Consider the following 15,683-nt stretch of genomic DNA (forward strand, 5'->3'; position numbering starts at 1 on the left):
GGTGTATGCCTCCCTTTACTTATTTCTGACCAGTATAAGGAGTTGTATTCTTCAATCTATGGCTAAGACAAAATCAAAATTTATATGCCAATCGTGCGGTTATGAGTCAGCCAAATGGATGGGGAAATGTCCAGGCTGCGGCACGTGGAACAGTATGACAGAAGAGGTCGTTCGCAAAGAGCCGGCAAACCGTCGAAGTGCTTTTAATCATTCTGTTCAAACCATTCAAAAACCTTCACCTATATCTGCAATTGAAACATCTGATGAACCCCGAATCAAAACGAATTTAGAAGAATTTAACCGAGTATTAGGAAGTGGAATTGTCAAAGGCTCTCTTGTTCTCATTGGCGGAGATCCTGGGATTGGGAAGTCCACATTATTATTACAAGTATCAGCACAGCTCTCAGACAAAAATCAGAATGTATTATACATATCTGGTGAGGAGTCCATTAAACAAACGAAGCTAAGAGCGGACCGCCTTGGCATAAAAAGCACCTCTTTACATGTTTTGGCTGAAACCGATATGGAGTATATAACGTCTGCTATACAAGAGATGAAACCCGCTTTTGTCGTGGTGGATTCGATTCAAACCGTTTATCAAAGCGATATTACGTCAGCTCCTGGGTCTGTATCTCAAGTGAGAGAATGTACAGCACAGCTGATGAAAATTGCCAAGACAAATGGGATTCCAATATTTATCGTTGGTCACGTGACCAAAGAAGGCTCGATCGCAGGTCCACGCCTTTTAGAGCATATGGTGGACACGGTTCTTTATTTTGAAGGCGAGCGTCATCATACGTTTCGTATCTTGCGTGCGGTGAAAAATCGATTTGGTTCGACGAATGAACTAGGGATTTTTGAAATGAGAGAGGAAGGGCTCACGGAAGTATTAAACCCATCCGAAATTTTCTTAGAAGAACGTTCGGCAGGTGTATCTGGTTCGTGTGTTGTTGCCTCAATGGAAGGAACAAGACCTGTTCTTGTCGAGATACAAGCATTAATTTCACCGACAAGCTTCGGAAATCCGCGCAGAATGGCCACTGGTCTTGATCATAATCGAGTGTCACTGCTCATGGCGGTTTTAGAAAAACGTGTCGGACTGCTGCTGCAAAACCAGGATGCGTATTTAAAGGTCGCAGGCGGTGTGAAGCTTGACGAACCGGCGATTGACTTGGCCATTGCGGTCAGTATTGCATCAAGCTTTAAAGACGCAGCGCCGCATCAAGCGGATTGTTTTATAGGAGAGGTCGGTCTGACGGGAGAAGTCAGAAGAGTATCAAGAATTGAACAGCGTGTGCAGGAAGCTGCGAAACTTGGATTTAAGCGAATGTTTATTCCTCAGGCGAATATAGATGGATGGAAAAAGCCGAGAGGGATTGAGTTAGTCGGTGTAGAAAATGTAGCGGAGGCACTTCGAATTTCACTAGGGGGATCATAGAAATGGAAAAAGAGAAAAAAGGAGCGAAAGAACTCGATCTCTTAGATATCGTACAGTTTGTGGCACCAGGGACACCTCTTCGGGCTGGGATTGAAAATGTCCTGAGGGCAAATACTGGCGGGCTTATTGTTGTTGGTTATAACGACAAAGTAAAGAGTGTTGTAGATGGAGGGTTTCATATTAACTCTGCCTTCTCCCCAGCACATTTATATGAATTGGCTAAGATGGACGGGGCCATTATTTTAAGCGATTCTGGTCAAAAGATCTTGTATGCGAATACACAGCTCATGCCAGATGCAACGATCCATTCATCGGAAACAGGCATGAGGCACCGTACAGCTGAACGTGTAGCGAAGCAGACAGGCTGCTTAATCATTGCGATATCTGAACGGAGGAACGTCATTACCTTATACCAAGGGAATCGTCGTTATACGCTGAAAGATATTGGCTTTATTTTAACGAAGGCCAACCAAGCGATACAAACACTTGAGAAATATAAAACCATTTTAGATCACGCCATTTCTACGCTAAGTGCCCTAGAATTTGAAGAGCTTGTGACCTTTGGTGATGTATTATCCGTGCTCCATCGTTACGAGATGGTGCTCAGAATCAAAAATGAAATCAATATGTATATCAAAGAGCTCGGAACAGAAGGGCATTTGATCCGTCTGCAAGTCAATGAATTGATTACAGATATGGAGCAGGAAGCGGCTTTATTTATTAAAGATTACGTGAAAGAAAAGATTAAAGATCCATATGTTCTGCTTAAGCAGCTCCAAGATATGTCGAGCTTTGAGCTTTTAGATGATTCCATTCTGTACAAGTTACTTGGCTATCCAGTTTCTACAAATATTGACGAATATGTGTACACAAGAGGTTACAGACTGCTTCACAAAATCCCTAGACTGCCTATGCCAATCGTCGAAAACGTGGTTGAAGCGTTCGGTGTGTTAGATCGAATTATGGAAGCGGATGTACAAGATTTGGATGAAGTAGAAGGAATTGGAGAAGTAAGAGCGAAAAAGATAAAAAAAGGATTAAAAAGGCTGCAAGAAAAACATTATATCGACCGGCAGCTGTAAGAAGAGAAATTTTTCTTAAACACGGTTAAAAATGGATGAATATGGGTATATTAAGGATGCTTTTGTTTTCTATTGATCATGATAGGAAACTTAAACATATATCAATGTCAGGTGAGGGTGGATTGACAGATGAAAAATAAAGGAGGTGAAGGTATGTTAAAAAGAATCGTTCAGGCGTTTTTTATCATTTTTGGTGCAGTTGTAGGGATTTTTATCATTCCAGAGTTATTTCTGCTGTTAAATGTAAAGGACATACCTTTCATAACAAATGCTTACTCTTCAGCACTAATAGGAGCCGCTGTGTTCTTTATCATCGGCAAATGGTGCACAGGCTATGTGGTTAATTGGGTGAAATGGATCGAGGATTCTCTATTAAAAGCGCCTCTTCCTGATCTTATTTCTGGAAGTTTCGGATTAGTATTTGGACTTATTCTAGCATATCTTATTGTAAACGTGATCCCGCTAAACAATATCCCATATCATATTTTTGGTACCATTATTCCGATTTTCCTGGCTTTCTTTTTAGGATACCTTGGATTTCAGGTAGGCTTTAAGAAGAAGGATGAAATGATGGGGCTGTTCTCCCGATCTGCAAAGGTCACCAAGAAAAAAGGAGCAGCCGATGATGAACCTGAAATAGAAGATAAAAAGCTGAAAATTTTAGACACAAGTGTTATCATTGATGGAAGAATCGCAGATATTTGTCAAACTGGATTCTTAGAAGGCGTCATGGTCATTCCTCAATTTGTGCTCGAGGAATTACAGCATATTGCAGACTCTTCTGATGTATTAAAGAGAAATAGAGGCCGAAGAGGTCTTGATATTTTAAATCGTATTCAAAAAGAATTAGATATCAAAGTTGAAATTTACGAAGGTGACTTTGAAGACATTCAAGAGGTTGATAGCAAGCTTGTGAAGCTCGCTAAATTAACTTCAGGTGTTGTTGTGACAAATGATTTTAATTTAAATAAAGTATGCGAACTTCAAAAAGTAGCAGTGTTAAACATCAATGATCTAGCCAATGCGGTGAAACCGGTTGTGCTGCCTGGGGAAGAAATGAAGGTACAGGTCATTAAAGATGGGAAAGAGCATAACCAAGGTGTTGCTTACTTAGATGACGGTACGATGATTGTGGTCGAAGAAGGACGCAATTACATTGGAAAAGACATCGATGTGCTCGTCACAAGTGTGCTGCAGACTGCTGCTGGAAGAATGATTTTTGCGAAGCCAAAACTTCTGGAGAAGGCGCTCTAAAGGGAGAACGAACATGTATTATGAAGTAGTTATTCCGGCTGCGGGGCAGGGGAAACGAATGAAGGCCGGCCGCAATAAGCTTTTTATTGAGCTGAAAAGAATGCCGGTCATTATTCATACACTAAAGGTGTTTGACGCTCATGCTCAATGCAAACGCATGATCCTAGCGATCAATGAGGAGGAGCGTCAAGACTTTGAAAGGCTACTCAAGGTACACGCTTTTCAAACGCCTGTTTCACTTGTCACTGGCGGTGAAGAACGTCAGCAAAGTGTATACGAAGGATTAAAGGCTGTGAAAGATGCGGACATCGTGCTTGTTCATGATGGGGCAAGGCCTTTTATTAAGCATACACAGATTGACTTGCTCGTTAAAGCAGCGATTGAAAAAGGCTCCGCAGTTGTAGCGGTACCAGTGAAAGACACAATCAAACGCGTTCAAGAAGGCAAAGTGGAACAAACCATTGAACGTCAGAGCTTGTGGGCAGTCCAGACCCCACAAGCTTTTCGTCATTCTATTTTAAAAGAGGCGCATGAATATGCAGAGCGGACCGGTTTCCTTGGAACAGACGACGCCAGTCTAGTGGAGCAATTACATGGTGAAAATGTGTATATTGTCCAAGGAGATTACACCAATATTAAGCTGACGACACCGGATGATTTATTGGTTGCCAAGGCAATTATGGATGCGGAAAGAGGGTACTAGATCATGTTGAGAATAGGACAAGGCTTTGATGTACATCAATTAACAGAGGGAAGACCTTTGATTATTGGCGGGGTCACCATCCCTTATGAAAAGGGGCTGCTTGGGCATTCAGACGCTGATGTACTGCTTCACACAGTGGCAGATGCCTGCCTAGGTGCGATTGCTGAAGGAGATATCGGCAGACATTTCCCAGACACAGATCCTGAGTTTAAGGATGCGGATTCTTTTAAATTACTGCAACATGTGTGGGCACTAGTAAAGGAAAAAGGCTACACACTTGTGAATATTGATTGCACCATCATGGCGCAAAAGCCCAAAATGGCACCTTACATTCAACCGATGTGTGAGAAGATTGCAGAAGCGCTTGAGGCAGATGTCACACAGGTGAATGTGAAAGCAACAACGACAGAGAAACTCGGATTTACAGGAAGAGGCGAAGGAATTGCCTCTCAGGCAACTGTGCTTCTTCAGAAAAAGTAAAACTCATTTTGATGAGAATGGGATTTGATGATAAAATACGTTTATAAAAAATTGGTGTCAGACAACATGATGCAGATGAAAGGAAGTTAAACTCATGGGAAATGAAGTGCGTGTTCGTTATGCACCGAGTCCAACTGGTCATTTACATATTGGGAATGCTAGAACGGCTCTTTTCAACTATTTGTTCGCACGCAGTCAAGGCGGCAAATTTATTATTCGAATCGAAGATACGGATCAAAAGCGTAATGTAGAGGGCGGAGAAGAAAGCCAGCTTCGCCACCTGCAATGGCTCGGTATTGATTGGGATGAGAGCATTGATAAAGATGGCGGCTACGGCCCTTACAGACAATCAGAGCGTAATGATATTTATAAAAAGTATTATGATGAGCTGCTAGAGAAGGACTTGGCGTATAAGTGCTATTGTACGGCTGAAGAGCTAGAGGAAGAGCGTGAAGCACAAATCGCCCGCAGTGAAATGCCTCGATATTCTGGTAAATGCAGTCATTTATCAAAAGAAGAAGAGGACAAGCTGATTGCTGAAGGAAGAGAGCCAAGCATCCGCTTCCGAGTGCCAAAAGGAGAAATTATCAAATTTGACGACATGGTCAAAGGCGATATTTCATTTGAGACAGACGGCATCGGTGACTTTGTCATTGTGAAGAAAGATGGTACGCCAACTTATAACTTCGCTGTAGCAGTGGATGATTATTTGATGAAAATGACTCACATTCTCCGTGGAGAGGATCACATTTCGAATACGCCTAAACAAATCATGATCTTCAATGCATTCGGCTGGGATGTTCCGCTATTCGGACATATGACGCTGATTGTGAACGAGAACCGCAAGAAATTAAGCAAGCGTGATGAATCCATTATTCAATTCATCGAGCAATATAAAAACTTGGGCTATTTACCAGAAGCCCTATTCAACTTCATTGCACTACTTGGATGGTCTCCAGTGGGCGAAGAAGAACTGTTTACAAAAGAGCAATTCATCGACATTTTCGATGTAAACCGACTTTCTAAGTCACCAGCTCTATTCGATATGCATAAACTAAAATGGGTGAATAACCAATACGTGAAGGCACTTGATCTTGATCAGGTTGTTGCGTTAACGCTTCCGCATCTTCAAAAGGCAGGCAAGGTAAGCGAGCAGCTGTCAGACGAAGAAAACACGTGGGTACGCAAGCTGATTGCTCTGTATCATGAACAATTAAGCTATGGAGCAGAAATTGTTGAGTTAACAGAGTTGTTCTTTAAGGAGCAAATTGAGTATAATCAAGAGGCAAAGGAAGTTCTAGCAGAGGAGCAAGTACCAGAAGTCATGGCATCTTTTGCTGGTCAGCTTGAACGACTTGAATCTTTCACACCTGATGAAATCAAGGCTGCTATTAAAGCAGTACAAAAAGAAACAGGGCATAAAGGCAAGAAACTATTCATGCCAATTCGTGTGGCTGTCACAGGACAAACGCATGGCCCAGAACTTCCGCAAAGTATTGAACTACTAGGTAAAGAAACGGTATTAAACCGCATTAAACAAATATAAGGAAATCGTTGCGAGGGAGAAGTACAATGTTTTCGTCCATCACAGAAAGAGTCTTCACCGGCTGAAAGAGACTTATGGGCAGACGTTGGAAATGCACCCTCAAGACCCTTGAGGAACACGAGTACGTTAGTATGCAAGGGCGGTACCCTCCGTTATGGGATTAAGTTGAGAAGGCTGCGAAATGAGGGCTTTCTAAACAGAGTGGAACCGCGTTTTCAAAACGTCTCTGTCATATGGCAGAGGCGTTTTTTATTTGTCCAAAAAAGAGAGCAAGTCCGAAGAGAGATTGATGGGGAAGAACGGGGGGAGCATGTGTTTTTCAAAATGCTGAAAGAAGATATTGATACTGTGTTTGATCAAGATCCTGCTGCTAGAAGCTATATTGAAGTAGTGCTAACCTATTCAGGGCTTCATGCGATTTGGGCTCATCGTATCGCGCATGCATTTTATAAGCGGAAGCTGTACTTTCTTGCGCGGATCATTTCTCAGGTCAGCCGGTTTTTCACAGGGGTTGAAATTCACCCTGCGGCAACCATTGGCAGGCGCTTCTTCATTGACCACGGTATGGGAGTGGTGATTGGGGAAACATGTGAAATTGGAGACAACGTCACTGTTTTCCAAGGCGTGACATTAGGGGGAACAGGGAAAGAAAAGGGAAAGCGGCACCCGACCATTTTAGACGATGCGCTCATTGCGACAGGTGCAAAGGTGCTTGGTTCCATTACAGTCGGAAAAGGAGCCAAGATTGGGGCGGGGTCGGTCGTGTTAAAGGACGTACCCGACCATTCCACCGTTGTCGGTATACCTGGGCGAGTCGTCGTTCAAAATGGTAAGAAAATCAATCGTGATCTCAATCATCAAGATTTGCCAGATCCAATTTCCGATCGTTTCAAAGAATTGGAACGAGAAATGGAAAAGCTAAAAGGTGAGCTGGCTTCATTGAGCAGAAAGGAAGAACAATCATGACAATCAATATTTATAATACATTGACACGTAAGAAGGAAGAATTCGTCCCGCTTGAGCCAGGAAAGGTCAAAATGTATGTGTGCGGACCAACCGTTTATAACTACATTCATATCGGGAATGCAAGGCCTGCTATTGTTTATGACACTGTACGTAAGTATTTAGAATACAGCGGCTATGATGTGAACTTTGTCTCAAACTTTACAGATGTGGATGATAAGCTCATCAAAGCAGCCAATGAACTCGGGGAAGATGTCCCGACGATTGCTGACCGCTTTATTCAAGCCTACTTTGAAGACGTCAGTGCACTAGGCTGCAAAAAAGCTGACCTTCACCCGCGAGTGACGGAAAATATGGATGATATCATTGCATTTATTGCGACATTGATTGAAAAGGGCTACGCCTATGAAGCGGATGGTGACGTGTATTACAGCACACGCTCATTTGAAGGCTACGGAAAGCTTTCTCACCAATCGATTGATGAACTGAAGACAGGTGCCCGTATTCGTGTAGGTGAGAAGAAACGAGATGCGCTGGACTTTGCTTTATGGAAGGCTGCAAAGGATCAAGAAATCTCATGGGATAGCCCGTGGGGCGAAGGACGACCAGGCTGGCACATCGAATGCTCGGCCATGGTTAAAAAATATTTAGGTGATACGATCGATATTCATGCTGGCGGACAGGATTTAACATTCCCTCACCATGAGAATGAAATTGCCCAATCCGAGGCTTTGACAGGGAAGCCTTTTGCGAAGTATTGGATGCATAACGGGTATATTAATATTGATAATGAAAAAATGTCAAAATCACTTGGCAACTTTGTGCTGGTGCATGACATTGTGAAAGAACAAGATCCTGACGTGCTCCGCTTCTTTATGTTGTCGGTTCACTATCGCCACCCTATTAACTATTCAATGGATTTATTAGAAAGTACAAAGAGTGCGTTTAACCGACTCAAAACATCGTATGCGAATTTACACCATCGCCTTGAGAGCAGCACGAATATCACGGAAGACAATGCTGAATGGCTAGCAAAAATTGAGGAGCAGCGTGCGACATTTATTTCTGAAATGAATGATGACTTCAATACGGCAAATGCGATCTCTGTTTTATTCGAACTTGCGAAACAGGCGAATTATTATATGGAAAATGATCATACTTCGGAGGAAGTGATCAAGGCATTTATCGGCTTGTTCCAAGAAATCACGTCTGTTCTTGGATTCTCTTTAGAAGAAAAGCATACGCTCGATGAAGAAGTAGAAGCGTTAATTGAAAAACGCAATGAGGCTAGAAGAAATCGTGATTTTGCGCTATCTGATCAAATTCGTGACCAGTTAAAGAGCATGAATATTGTATTGGAGGACACTCCTCAAGGTACTCGCTGGAAAAGAGGAGAATAGGTCATGTTGAATTTTGAAAAGCTGAAAGACGGTAAACAGTTAAACGGACTTGCGCTTGCTTACATGGGTGATGCCATTTTTGAAGTCTATGTGAGGCATCACCTCCTCCAAACGGGGGCGACAAAACCAAATGAGCTGCACAAACGAGCAAGCAAAATTGTTTCAGCTAAATCTCAGGCAGCCATTTTATTTACGCTACAGCAGCAAGGCTTTTTCACTGAAGCAGAAGAAGCGGTGCTGAAAAGAGGAAGAAATGCAAAATCAGGCACAGTGCCTAAAAACACAGACGTTCAAACGTATCGTTATAGTACGGCGTTTGAAGCGCTCATGGGTTATTTATTTATTGAAAAGCAGGACGAACGCTTAGAAGAGCTGATTAGTCAGGCGATTGAAATCGGAACGTCAGGGAGGAAGACAAATGAGTCAGCAACATGATTATGTGATTGGGAAAAATGCAGTGATTGAAACACTGAAGTCAGATCGGGAGTTATACAAGCTCTGGATGGCAGAAAACACTGTAAAAGGACAAGCCCAGCAGGTCATTGAACTCGCAAAAAAACAAAATATCACCATTCAGTATGTTCCGAGGAAAAAGCTTGATCAAATGGTAACAGGTCAGCACCAGGGAATCGTTGCACAAGTAGCAGCATATGAATATGCAGAATTGGACGATCTATATCAAATCGCTGAACAGCGGAATGAACAGCCATTTTTTCTTATCTTAGATGAAATTGAAGACCCGCATAATTTAGGTTCCATTATGCGTACAGCAGATGCTGTAGGTGCACATGGGATTGTGATTCCGAAAAGGAGAGCGGTCGGCTTAACGACAACCGTTGCCAAAGCATCCACTGGGGCAATTGAACATATTCCTGTTGCCAAAGTCACCAACCTTTCAAGAGCTCTTGATGAGATGAAAGAAAGAGGAATCTGGGTTGCGGGAACAGATGCGTCTGCCAAACAGGATTACAGACAATTTGATGGCACGATGCCGCTTGCTCTCGTGATTGGCAGTGAAGGAAAAGGGATTGGCCGATTGATCAAAGAAAAGTGTGATTTTCTGATTAAGCTGCCTATGGCCGGAAAGGTCACTTCGTTAAACGCGTCAGTTGCCGCTAGTCTATTGATGTATGAAGTGTATCGAAAACGTTATCCGTTAGGAGAATAGAGATGGACATCCTCTTAGTCGATGGATACAACATGATAGGTGCTTGGCCACGGCTGCAGCACTTAAAGGAAAACAGCTTTGAAGAAGCCAGAGACATACTGATTCAAAATTTAGCAGAATATCAAGCATACACAGGGTATCGAGTCATTGTCGTATTCGATGCCCATATGGTCAAAGGAATCGAAAAAAAGCGGATCAATCACCGAGTAGAGGTCATCTTTACGAGAGAGAATGAAACAGCTGATGAGCGGATTGAAAAGCTTGCCCAGGATTTGAATAATATTCGGACGCAGATTCATGTGGCGACCTCAGACTTTACAGAACAATGGGCAATCTTTGGACAAGGAGCTCTTCGAAAGTCGGCTCGAGAGCTTTTAAGAGAGATTGAAGTGATCGAACGAAAGATTGAAACGAGAGTCAAAAAGATTACTTCTGATAAACCAGCATCCAAGATTGAATTGTCAGAAGATGTATTGAAAACGTTTGAAAAATGGCGGCGTGGGAATCTAGAATAGCTTGACGATATTTCAACCATTAATGTATAATATTTCTATCTAGGTGCGGTCGGGGGGATCGAAGTGAATCTAAACAACAGCAAGGATAAATCCATCAGAGAGCAATTTTGCCAGTTGGAAGATGAACAAGTCATTGAAAGGGTTCATGTCGGAGATAGTGATGCGCTAGATTACTTAATAACGAAATACCGCAATTTTGTACGTGCAAAAGCAAGATCTTATTTCTTGATTGGAGCGGATCGAGAGGACATTGTTCAAGAGGGGATGATCGGACTTTATAAGTCTATCCGCGATTTCAGAGAGGACAAGCTTACTTCATTTAAGGCTTTTGCAGAATTATGTATTACCCGCCAAATTATCACCGCAATTAAAACAGCTACTCGCCAAAAACATATCCCGTTAAATTCCTATGTATCATTAGATAAGCCAATATATGATGAAGAATCAGACAGAACATTATTGGACGTCATTTCCGGTGCTAAAGCGCTTAACCCAGAAGATTTAATCATTAGCAAAGAAGAATTTGATGATATCGAAATGAAGATGGGTGAACTACTAAGCGAGCTGGAAAGAAAGGTTCTTGTGCTTTACCTTGATGGCAGATCCTATCAAGAGATTTCTGAAGATTTAAACCGTCATGTGAAATCAATTGATAACGCACTCCAAAGAGTAAAGAGAAAATTAGAGAAATATTTAGAGCTTCGCGAGATTAGTCTCTAATCAAACCTATATTGACAGCTTTTTCGACACTGTGATAAGGTACTAAGGAAATGATGTCGAGAAAATAGGTGTAAATATGAGGAAAAAGATTACTCTAGCCTGTAAAGACTGCGGAAGCCGCAATTATACGACAATGAAAAGTGATGCTTCAGCAGCTGAAAGATTAGAAGTTAAGAAATATTGCAAGACTTGTAATTCACATAAAACACATTTAGAAACGAAGTAAGATTTGCGTTCTTTAATCTGTGGAGGTCTTTTACAATGCGTATTATCAGTTTCTTAAAAAGTGTCGGGAAAGAAATGAAGAAGGTCAGCTGGCCAAAGAAAAACGAAATGATTCGCTACACAATCACTGTTATTTTAACAGTCGTATTCTTTGCAATCTTTTTCTCTTTTCTTGATATAGGAATCTCACAATTAATCGAATTAATTCATTAATACTTGAATAATGGTCTGCTGAACGTGCTATAATAGATCATAATATGACTTGCCAAAAAACCCGTTTTACGGGTTTTTTCAATTGCTTGAAAATATTTACCGGTACTCGAGATTCGTCAAATAGACATTACGAAATGTGGGGAGGGAAGGACTAAATAGTCCTGAACGAAATGGAAAAGAATTGGTATGTTGTGCATACGTACTCTGGCTATGAAAACAAAGTAAAAGCGAACTTGGAAAAGCGTGTTGAATCAATGGGCATGCAAGATAAGATCTTCCGCGTTGTTGTACCAGAAGAAGAAGAAACAGATATTAAAAATGGTAAGAAAAAAGTTGTCAAAAAGAAAGTATTCCCTGGCTATGTCCTAGTGGAAATCGTGATGACTGACGACTCTTGGTATGTTGTTCGTAATACACCAGGTGTCACAGGATTCGTTGGATCAGCTGGATCAGGCTCAAAGCCGACAGCGCTTTTGCCAGGCGAAGCTGAAACCATTCTGAAGAGAATGGGTCTTGAAGAACGCAAAACAGAAATCGACTTTGAATTGAAAGAAACGGTCAAGGTCATCGACGGACCATTTGCGAACTTCACAGGCTCTATCGAAGAGATTGATTACGATAAAAGCAAAGTCAAAGTATTCGTTAATATGTTTGGTAGAGAAACACCCGTGGAACTTGAGTTCACGCAGATCGATAAATTGTAATTCAAAAGAGCTTGAAATGAGTGTATAGAAGTGGTAATATAGCAAAGGTACGTCTTGAGTTCGCTCAAGATCGCTAGCTAGTTATTTCGTCATTCATATAAAGAATGAAGTTGTTGAGTGGGAGGGGGATTCCCCTATTACCACATCACGGACTTTAAGGAGGTGTGTCTCGTGGCTAAAAAAGTAGTTAAAGTTGTTAAATTGCAAATTCCTGCTGGAAAAGCTAACCCAGCTCCACCAGTTGGACCTGCACTAGGTCAAGCCGGTGTTAATATCATGGGATTCTGTAAGGAGTTTAATGCTCGTACAGCTGACCAAGCTGGTCTTATCATTCCTGTTGAAATTTCGGTTTTTGAAGACCGTTCATTTACATTTATTACTAAAACTCCACCTGCTGCAGTTTTACTTAAAAAAGCAGCTGGTATTGAGTCTGGTTCTGGTGAACCTAACCGTAATAAAGTGGCAACTGTTAAGCGTGATAAAGTACGCGAAATCGCGGAAACAAAAATGCCTGACTTAAACGCTGCTAGCGTTGAATCAGCTATGCGCATGGTTGAAGGTACTGCACGCAGTATGGGTATTGTCATCGAAGATTAATTTATTGTCTTGTTGGGTTGCGAGTTTGGTTTTGACAAGTTCGCAACCCTTATTCGTGGGAGGTTATTCCGCTAAAACCACATAAGGAGGATTTTTATAATGGCTAAAAAAGGTAAAAAGTATGTAGAAGCTGCTAAGCTAATCGAACGTACTAAAGCGTATGATGTAGCTGAAGCTGTTTCTCTTACAAAAAAAGCAAATACAGCGAAATTTGATGCGACTGTAGAAGTTGCTTTTCGTTTGGGCGTAGACCCTCGTAAAAACGACCAACAAATCCGCGGTGCAGTTGTACTTCCTAACGGAACTGGTAAAACTCAACGCGTTCTTGTGTTCGCTAAAGGCGAAAAAGCAAAAGAAGCAGAAGCTGCTGGAGCAGACTACGTTGGAGATTCTGATTACATCACTAAAATCCAACAAGGCTGGTTCGATTTCGATGTAATCGTTGCAACACCTGACATGATGGGTGAAGTTGGTAAGATCGGTCGTGTACTTGGACCAAAAGGTCTTATGCCAAACCCTAAAACAGGAACTGTTACATTTGAAGTAGAAAAAGCAATCAATGAAATCAAAGCTGGTAAAGTAGAATACCGCGTTGATAAAGCTGGTAACATCCACGCGCCAATCGGAAAGGTTTCTTTCGAGGACGAAAAGCTTGTTGAGAACTTTGCAACAATCTATGACACAATCCTTAAAGCAAAACCTGCAGCGGCTAAAGGTGTATACGTGAAAAACGTTTCTGTTACATCTACTATGGGCCCTGGTGTGAAAGTGGATCCATCTTCTTTCTCTGCAAAATAAATCTTGACTTATCACAATCATTTTGATAATATCAAAATGTTGTAAAATAGAATATGTCCATTTATACCGTAGACAGCAGGGGCCTTATGGCTTAATTAACCCGCCGAGGTGTATATGTCACAGTCTTACGTTAACGTATGCTTGTATATACAGCCTCCATGTCTTAATGGAGGCTTTTTATATGGAGAACCGTTCGTTAGGAACGTGATGGCCTGATCGGTATAAGTGTTACACAAACAATGTACAGGAGGTGTAACCATGAGCAATGCAATCGATACAAAAAAAGTTGTCGTTGATGAAATTACTTCTAAATTTAAAGATAGTATGTCTACTGTAATTGTAGATTACCGCGGTCTTTCAGTTTCTGAAGTGACTGAACTTCGTAAACAGCTTCGTGACGCTGGCGTAGAATTCAAAGTTTACAAAAACACTTTGACTCGCCGTGCAGTTGAACAAGTTGAACTAACAGGTTTAAACGATTTCTTAACAGGTCCAAACGCTATCGCATTCAGTAACGAAGATGTTATCGCACCTGCGAAAATCATCAACGAATTTGCGAAAAGCCACGAAGCTTTAGAAATCAAAGCTGGTGTCATCGAAGGGAACGTAGCGACTGTAGAAGAAGTGAAGGCTCTTGCGGAACTTCCGTCTCGCGAAGGCTTACTATCTATGTTGCTTAGCGTTCTTCAAGCTCCAGTTCGTAACCTTGCTCTTGCTACTAAAGCAGTTGCAGATCAAAAAGAAGAACAAGGCGCTTAATGCGTACTTAACGTAAAAAACTTAAAATGGAGGAATTACAAATGGCTTTAAATATCGAAGAAATCATTGCTTCAGTTAAAGAAGCAACTGTACTTGAGTTAAACGACTTAGTAAAAGCAATCGAAGAAGAATTTGGCGTAACTGCTGCTGCTCCTGTAGCTGTAGCTGCAGCTGGTGGTGCCGCTGCTGAAGAGAAAACTGATTTTGATCTAGTACTTGCTGGTGCTGGAGACCAAAAAATCAAAGTTATCAAAGTGGTTCGTGAAATCACTGGTCTTGGCTTGAAAGAAGCTAAAGAACTTGTTGACAACACTCCAAAACCACTTAAAGAAGGTATTGCTAAAGAAGAAGCTGAAGAACTTAAAGCTAAGCTTGAAGAAGTTGGCGCTTCTGTAGAAGTTAAGTAATCTTCGCCTAATCTTTTGGGAAAGCTCGCTTTTACTGGCGGGCTTTTTCTTTTCTATTCTCCTGAAACGATTGAATCCAGAGGAGGTCCATTCACCATGAGTGACCACTATTATACGGAAAAGCCATCAGTGAAAAGCAATAAACAGACATGGGACTTCACCTTGAGAAACCGTACCTTTACTTTTACAAGTGACAGTGGAGTGTTTTCTAAGAAAGAAGTCGACTTTGGTTCAAGGCTTTTAATTGAAGCTTTTGAAGAACCTGATGTGGATGGCGATATCTTAGATGTCGGTTGCGGTTATGGACCGATTGGCTTATCGTTAGCAAACGAAATGACGAGCCGCACCATTCATATGATTGATGTGAACGAAAGAGCAGTCGAACTTTCAAAGGAAAACGCTAAACATAATCGCGTTGATAATGTCCGCATCTATCAAAGTGATTTGTTCTCGAATGTTCATTCATCAGCTGCTTTTGCCTCTATACTGACCAATCCCCCAATACGGGCAGGGAAGAAAGTTGTACATGCGATCTTTGAAAAAAGTGCTGATCATTTATTGCCGGAAGGTGAGTTGTGGGTGGTTATTCAGAAAAAGCAGGGCGGACCATCTGCGATTGAGAAATTAGAACAGCTCTTTGGAGAAGTCGAAGTTGTATTGAAAAAAAAGGGCTACTATATTATCAAAGCTAAAAAAGTTTGACTCAGTTTC

20 protein-coding genes and 2 other annotated features are annotated in these 15,683 nt (G+C 41.6%); all 20 genes read left to right on the forward strand.

The annotated features are described in order from the left end of the window. Positions 1-58 precede the first annotated feature (58 nt). The 20 genes from radA (at position 59) to MHH54_RS00685 (ending at position 15,674) form a co-directional block, all read left to right on the forward strand. Positions 59-1,438, forward strand: a complete 1,380-nt coding sequence (radA, locus tag MHH54_RS00590; protein WP_034620767.1) for a DNA repair protein RadA — start codon at positions 59-61, stop codon at positions 1,436-1,438. A 2-nt stretch (positions 1,439-1,440) separates the two neighbouring features. Then, a complete protein-coding gene (gene disA, locus MHH54_RS00595) occupies positions 1,441-2,520 on the forward strand; it encodes a DNA integrity scanning diadenylate cyclase DisA (protein WP_050945822.1) in 1,080 nt (359 codons plus the stop codon). 153 nt (positions 2,521-2,673) lie between these two features. Next, entirely contained in the window at positions 2,674-3,774 is a 1,101-nt protein-coding gene (locus tag MHH54_RS00600) for a PIN/TRAM domain-containing protein (RefSeq protein WP_003217214.1), read from the forward strand. A gap of 13 nt (positions 3,775-3,787) precedes the next feature. Further along, positions 3,788-4,477, forward strand: a complete 690-nt coding sequence (gene ispD, locus MHH54_RS00605) for a 2-C-methyl-D-erythritol 4-phosphate cytidylyltransferase (protein ID WP_003217158.1) — start codon at positions 3,788-3,790, stop codon at positions 4,475-4,477. Between the two features lie 3 nt (positions 4,478-4,480). Beyond that, positions 4,481-4,957 (forward strand): 2-C-methyl-D-erythritol 2,4-cyclodiphosphate synthase, encoded by a 477-nt coding sequence (ispF, locus tag MHH54_RS00610; RefSeq protein WP_003216928.1) that lies wholly within the window; start codon positions 4,481-4,483, stop codon positions 4,955-4,957. Between the two features lie 94 nt (positions 4,958-5,051). Next, complete coding sequence (gene gltX, locus MHH54_RS00615; protein WP_003217162.1) at positions 5,052-6,503, forward strand: glutamate--tRNA ligase; 1,452 nt, start codon at positions 5,052-5,054, stop codon at positions 6,501-6,503. Next, positions 6,503-6,734 (forward strand) — a binding site (T-box leader). It overlaps the preceding gene by 1 nt. An 81-nt stretch (positions 6,735-6,815) precedes the next feature. Next, positions 6,816-7,469 carry a serine O-acetyltransferase gene (gene cysE, locus MHH54_RS00620; protein WP_012008691.1) on the forward strand — a complete coding sequence of 218 codons (654 nt, stop codon included), beginning with the start codon at positions 6,816-6,818 and terminating at the stop codon, positions 7,467-7,469. Then, positions 7,466-8,866, forward strand: a complete 1,401-nt coding sequence (gene cysS, locus MHH54_RS00625; RefSeq protein ID WP_342500567.1) for a cysteine--tRNA ligase — start codon at positions 7,466-7,468, stop codon at positions 8,864-8,866. The genes cysE and cysS overlap by 4 nt, the downstream gene beginning before the upstream one ends. A 3-nt stretch (positions 8,867-8,869) precedes the next feature. Then, the gene (locus MHH54_RS00630) at positions 8,870-9,301 is read left to right on the forward strand and encodes a Mini-ribonuclease 3 (protein ID WP_003217007.1); all 432 of its coding nucleotides are present in this window, start codon (positions 8,870-8,872) and stop codon (positions 9,299-9,301) included. Further along, positions 9,285-10,034: a 23S rRNA (guanosine(2251)-2'-O)-methyltransferase RlmB gene (gene rlmB / locus MHH54_RS00635; protein WP_003217141.1), complete on the forward strand. Its 750-nt coding sequence runs from the start codon at positions 9,285-9,287 to the stop codon at positions 10,032-10,034. Before MHH54_RS00630 ends, rlmB begins: the two co-directional genes overlap by 17 nt. Before the next feature lie 2 nt (positions 10,035-10,036). Further along, a complete protein-coding gene (gene rae1 / locus MHH54_RS00640; RefSeq protein WP_003216949.1) occupies positions 10,037-10,549 on the forward strand; it encodes a ribosome-dependent mRNA decay endonuclease Rae1/YacP in 513 nt (170 codons plus the stop codon). A gap of 63 nt (positions 10,550-10,612) precedes the next feature. Then, positions 10,613-11,269 (forward strand): RNA polymerase sporulation sigma factor SigH, encoded by a 657-nt coding sequence (sigH, locus tag MHH54_RS00645; RefSeq protein WP_003217132.1) that lies wholly within the window; start codon positions 10,613-10,615, stop codon positions 11,267-11,269. A 76-nt stretch (positions 11,270-11,345) separates the two neighbouring features. Next, entirely contained in the window at positions 11,346-11,495 is a 150-nt protein-coding gene (gene rpmG, locus MHH54_RS00650) for a 50S ribosomal protein L33 (RefSeq protein ID WP_012008694.1), read from the forward strand. Between the two features lie 35 nt (positions 11,496-11,530). Continuing rightward, complete coding sequence (gene secE / locus MHH54_RS00655) at positions 11,531-11,707, forward strand: preprotein translocase subunit SecE (protein WP_003216942.1); 177 nt, start codon at positions 11,531-11,533, stop codon at positions 11,705-11,707. Positions 11,708-11,877: 170 nt separating this feature from the next. Beyond that, positions 11,878-12,411 carry a transcription termination/antitermination protein NusG gene (gene nusG, locus MHH54_RS00660; protein WP_003217197.1) on the forward strand — a complete coding sequence of 178 codons (534 nt, stop codon included), beginning with the start codon at positions 11,878-11,880 and terminating at the stop codon, positions 12,409-12,411. Positions 12,412-12,582: 171 nt separating this feature from the next. Further along, positions 12,583-13,008 (forward strand): 50S ribosomal protein L11, encoded by a 426-nt coding sequence (rplK, locus tag MHH54_RS00665; RefSeq protein WP_003216956.1) that lies wholly within the window; start codon positions 12,583-12,585, stop codon positions 13,006-13,008. A gap of 99 nt (positions 13,009-13,107) precedes the next feature. After that, positions 13,108-13,806 carry a 50S ribosomal protein L1 gene (gene rplA / locus MHH54_RS00670; RefSeq protein WP_003217271.1) on the forward strand — a complete coding sequence of 233 codons (699 nt, stop codon included), beginning with the start codon at positions 13,108-13,110 and terminating at the stop codon, positions 13,804-13,806. Positions 13,807-13,854: 48 nt separating this feature from the next. Then, positions 13,855-13,995, forward strand: a sequence feature (ribosomal protein L10 leader region). A 69-nt stretch (positions 13,996-14,064) separates the two neighbouring features. Next, the gene (rplJ, locus tag MHH54_RS00675) at positions 14,065-14,565 is read left to right on the forward strand and encodes a 50S ribosomal protein L10 (RefSeq protein WP_003217048.1); all 501 of its coding nucleotides are present in this window, start codon (positions 14,065-14,067) and stop codon (positions 14,563-14,565) included. Positions 14,566-14,606: 41 nt separating this feature from the next. Next, a complete protein-coding gene (gene rplL, locus MHH54_RS00680; RefSeq protein ID WP_003216952.1) occupies positions 14,607-14,972 on the forward strand; it encodes a 50S ribosomal protein L7/L12 in 366 nt (121 codons plus the stop codon). A 96-nt stretch (positions 14,973-15,068) separates the two neighbouring features. Next, on the forward strand, positions 15,069-15,674 hold the full coding sequence (locus MHH54_RS00685) for a class I SAM-dependent methyltransferase (RefSeq protein ID WP_034620762.1): 606 nt from the start codon (positions 15,069-15,071) through the stop codon (positions 15,672-15,674). Positions 15,675-15,683: the final 9 nt, after the last annotated feature.

The sequence above is a fragment of the Bacillus sp. FSL K6-4563 genome, from assembly GCF_038630405.1.
Lineage (GTDB): Bacteria > Bacillota > Bacilli > Bacillales > Bacillaceae > Bacillus > Bacillus pumilus.

What these genes read in the sequence shown, in the direction of transcription:
- radA (WP_034620767.1), top strand. Translation starts at nt 59, where the DNA reads ATGGCTAAGACAAAATCAAAATTTATATGCCAATCGTGCGGTTATGAG.
- disA (WP_050945822.1), top strand. Translation starts at nt 1,441, where the DNA reads ATGGAAAAAGAGAAAAAAGGAGCGAAAGAACTCGATCTCTTAGATATC.
- MHH54_RS00600 (WP_003217214.1), top strand. Translation starts at nt 2,674, where the DNA reads ATGTTAAAAAGAATCGTTCAGGCGTTTTTTATCATTTTTGGTGCAGTT.
- ispD (WP_003217158.1), top strand. Translation starts at nt 3,788, where the DNA reads ATGTATTATGAAGTAGTTATTCCGGCTGCGGGGCAGGGGAAACGAATG.
- ispF (WP_003216928.1), top strand. Translation starts at nt 4,481, where the DNA reads ATGTTGAGAATAGGACAAGGCTTTGATGTACATCAATTAACAGAGGGA.
- gltX (WP_003217162.1), top strand. Translation starts at nt 5,052, where the DNA reads ATGGGAAATGAAGTGCGTGTTCGTTATGCACCGAGTCCAACTGGTCAT.
- cysS (WP_342500567.1), top strand. Translation starts at nt 7,466, where the DNA reads ATGACAATCAATATTTATAATACATTGACACGTAAGAAGGAAGAATTC.
- MHH54_RS00630 (WP_003217007.1), top strand. Translation starts at nt 8,870, where the DNA reads ATGTTGAATTTTGAAAAGCTGAAAGACGGTAAACAGTTAAACGGACTT.
- rlmB (WP_003217141.1), top strand. Translation starts at nt 9,285, where the DNA reads ATGAGTCAGCAACATGATTATGTGATTGGGAAAAATGCAGTGATTGAA.
- rae1 (WP_003216949.1), top strand. Translation starts at nt 10,037, where the DNA reads ATGGACATCCTCTTAGTCGATGGATACAACATGATAGGTGCTTGGCCA.
- rpmG (WP_012008694.1), top strand. Translation starts at nt 11,346, where the DNA reads ATGAGGAAAAAGATTACTCTAGCCTGTAAAGACTGCGGAAGCCGCAAT.
- secE (WP_003216942.1), top strand. Translation starts at nt 11,531, where the DNA reads ATGCGTATTATCAGTTTCTTAAAAAGTGTCGGGAAAGAAATGAAGAAG.
- nusG (WP_003217197.1), top strand. Translation starts at nt 11,878, where the DNA reads ATGGAAAAGAATTGGTATGTTGTGCATACGTACTCTGGCTATGAAAAC.
- rplA (WP_003217271.1), top strand. Translation starts at nt 13,108, where the DNA reads ATGGCTAAAAAAGGTAAAAAGTATGTAGAAGCTGCTAAGCTAATCGAA.
- rplJ (WP_003217048.1), top strand. Translation starts at nt 14,065, where the DNA reads ATGAGCAATGCAATCGATACAAAAAAAGTTGTCGTTGATGAAATTACT.
- rplL (WP_003216952.1), top strand. Translation starts at nt 14,607, where the DNA reads ATGGCTTTAAATATCGAAGAAATCATTGCTTCAGTTAAAGAAGCAACT.
- MHH54_RS00685 (WP_034620762.1), top strand. Translation starts at nt 15,069, where the DNA reads ATGAGTGACCACTATTATACGGAAAAGCCATCAGTGAAAAGCAATAAA.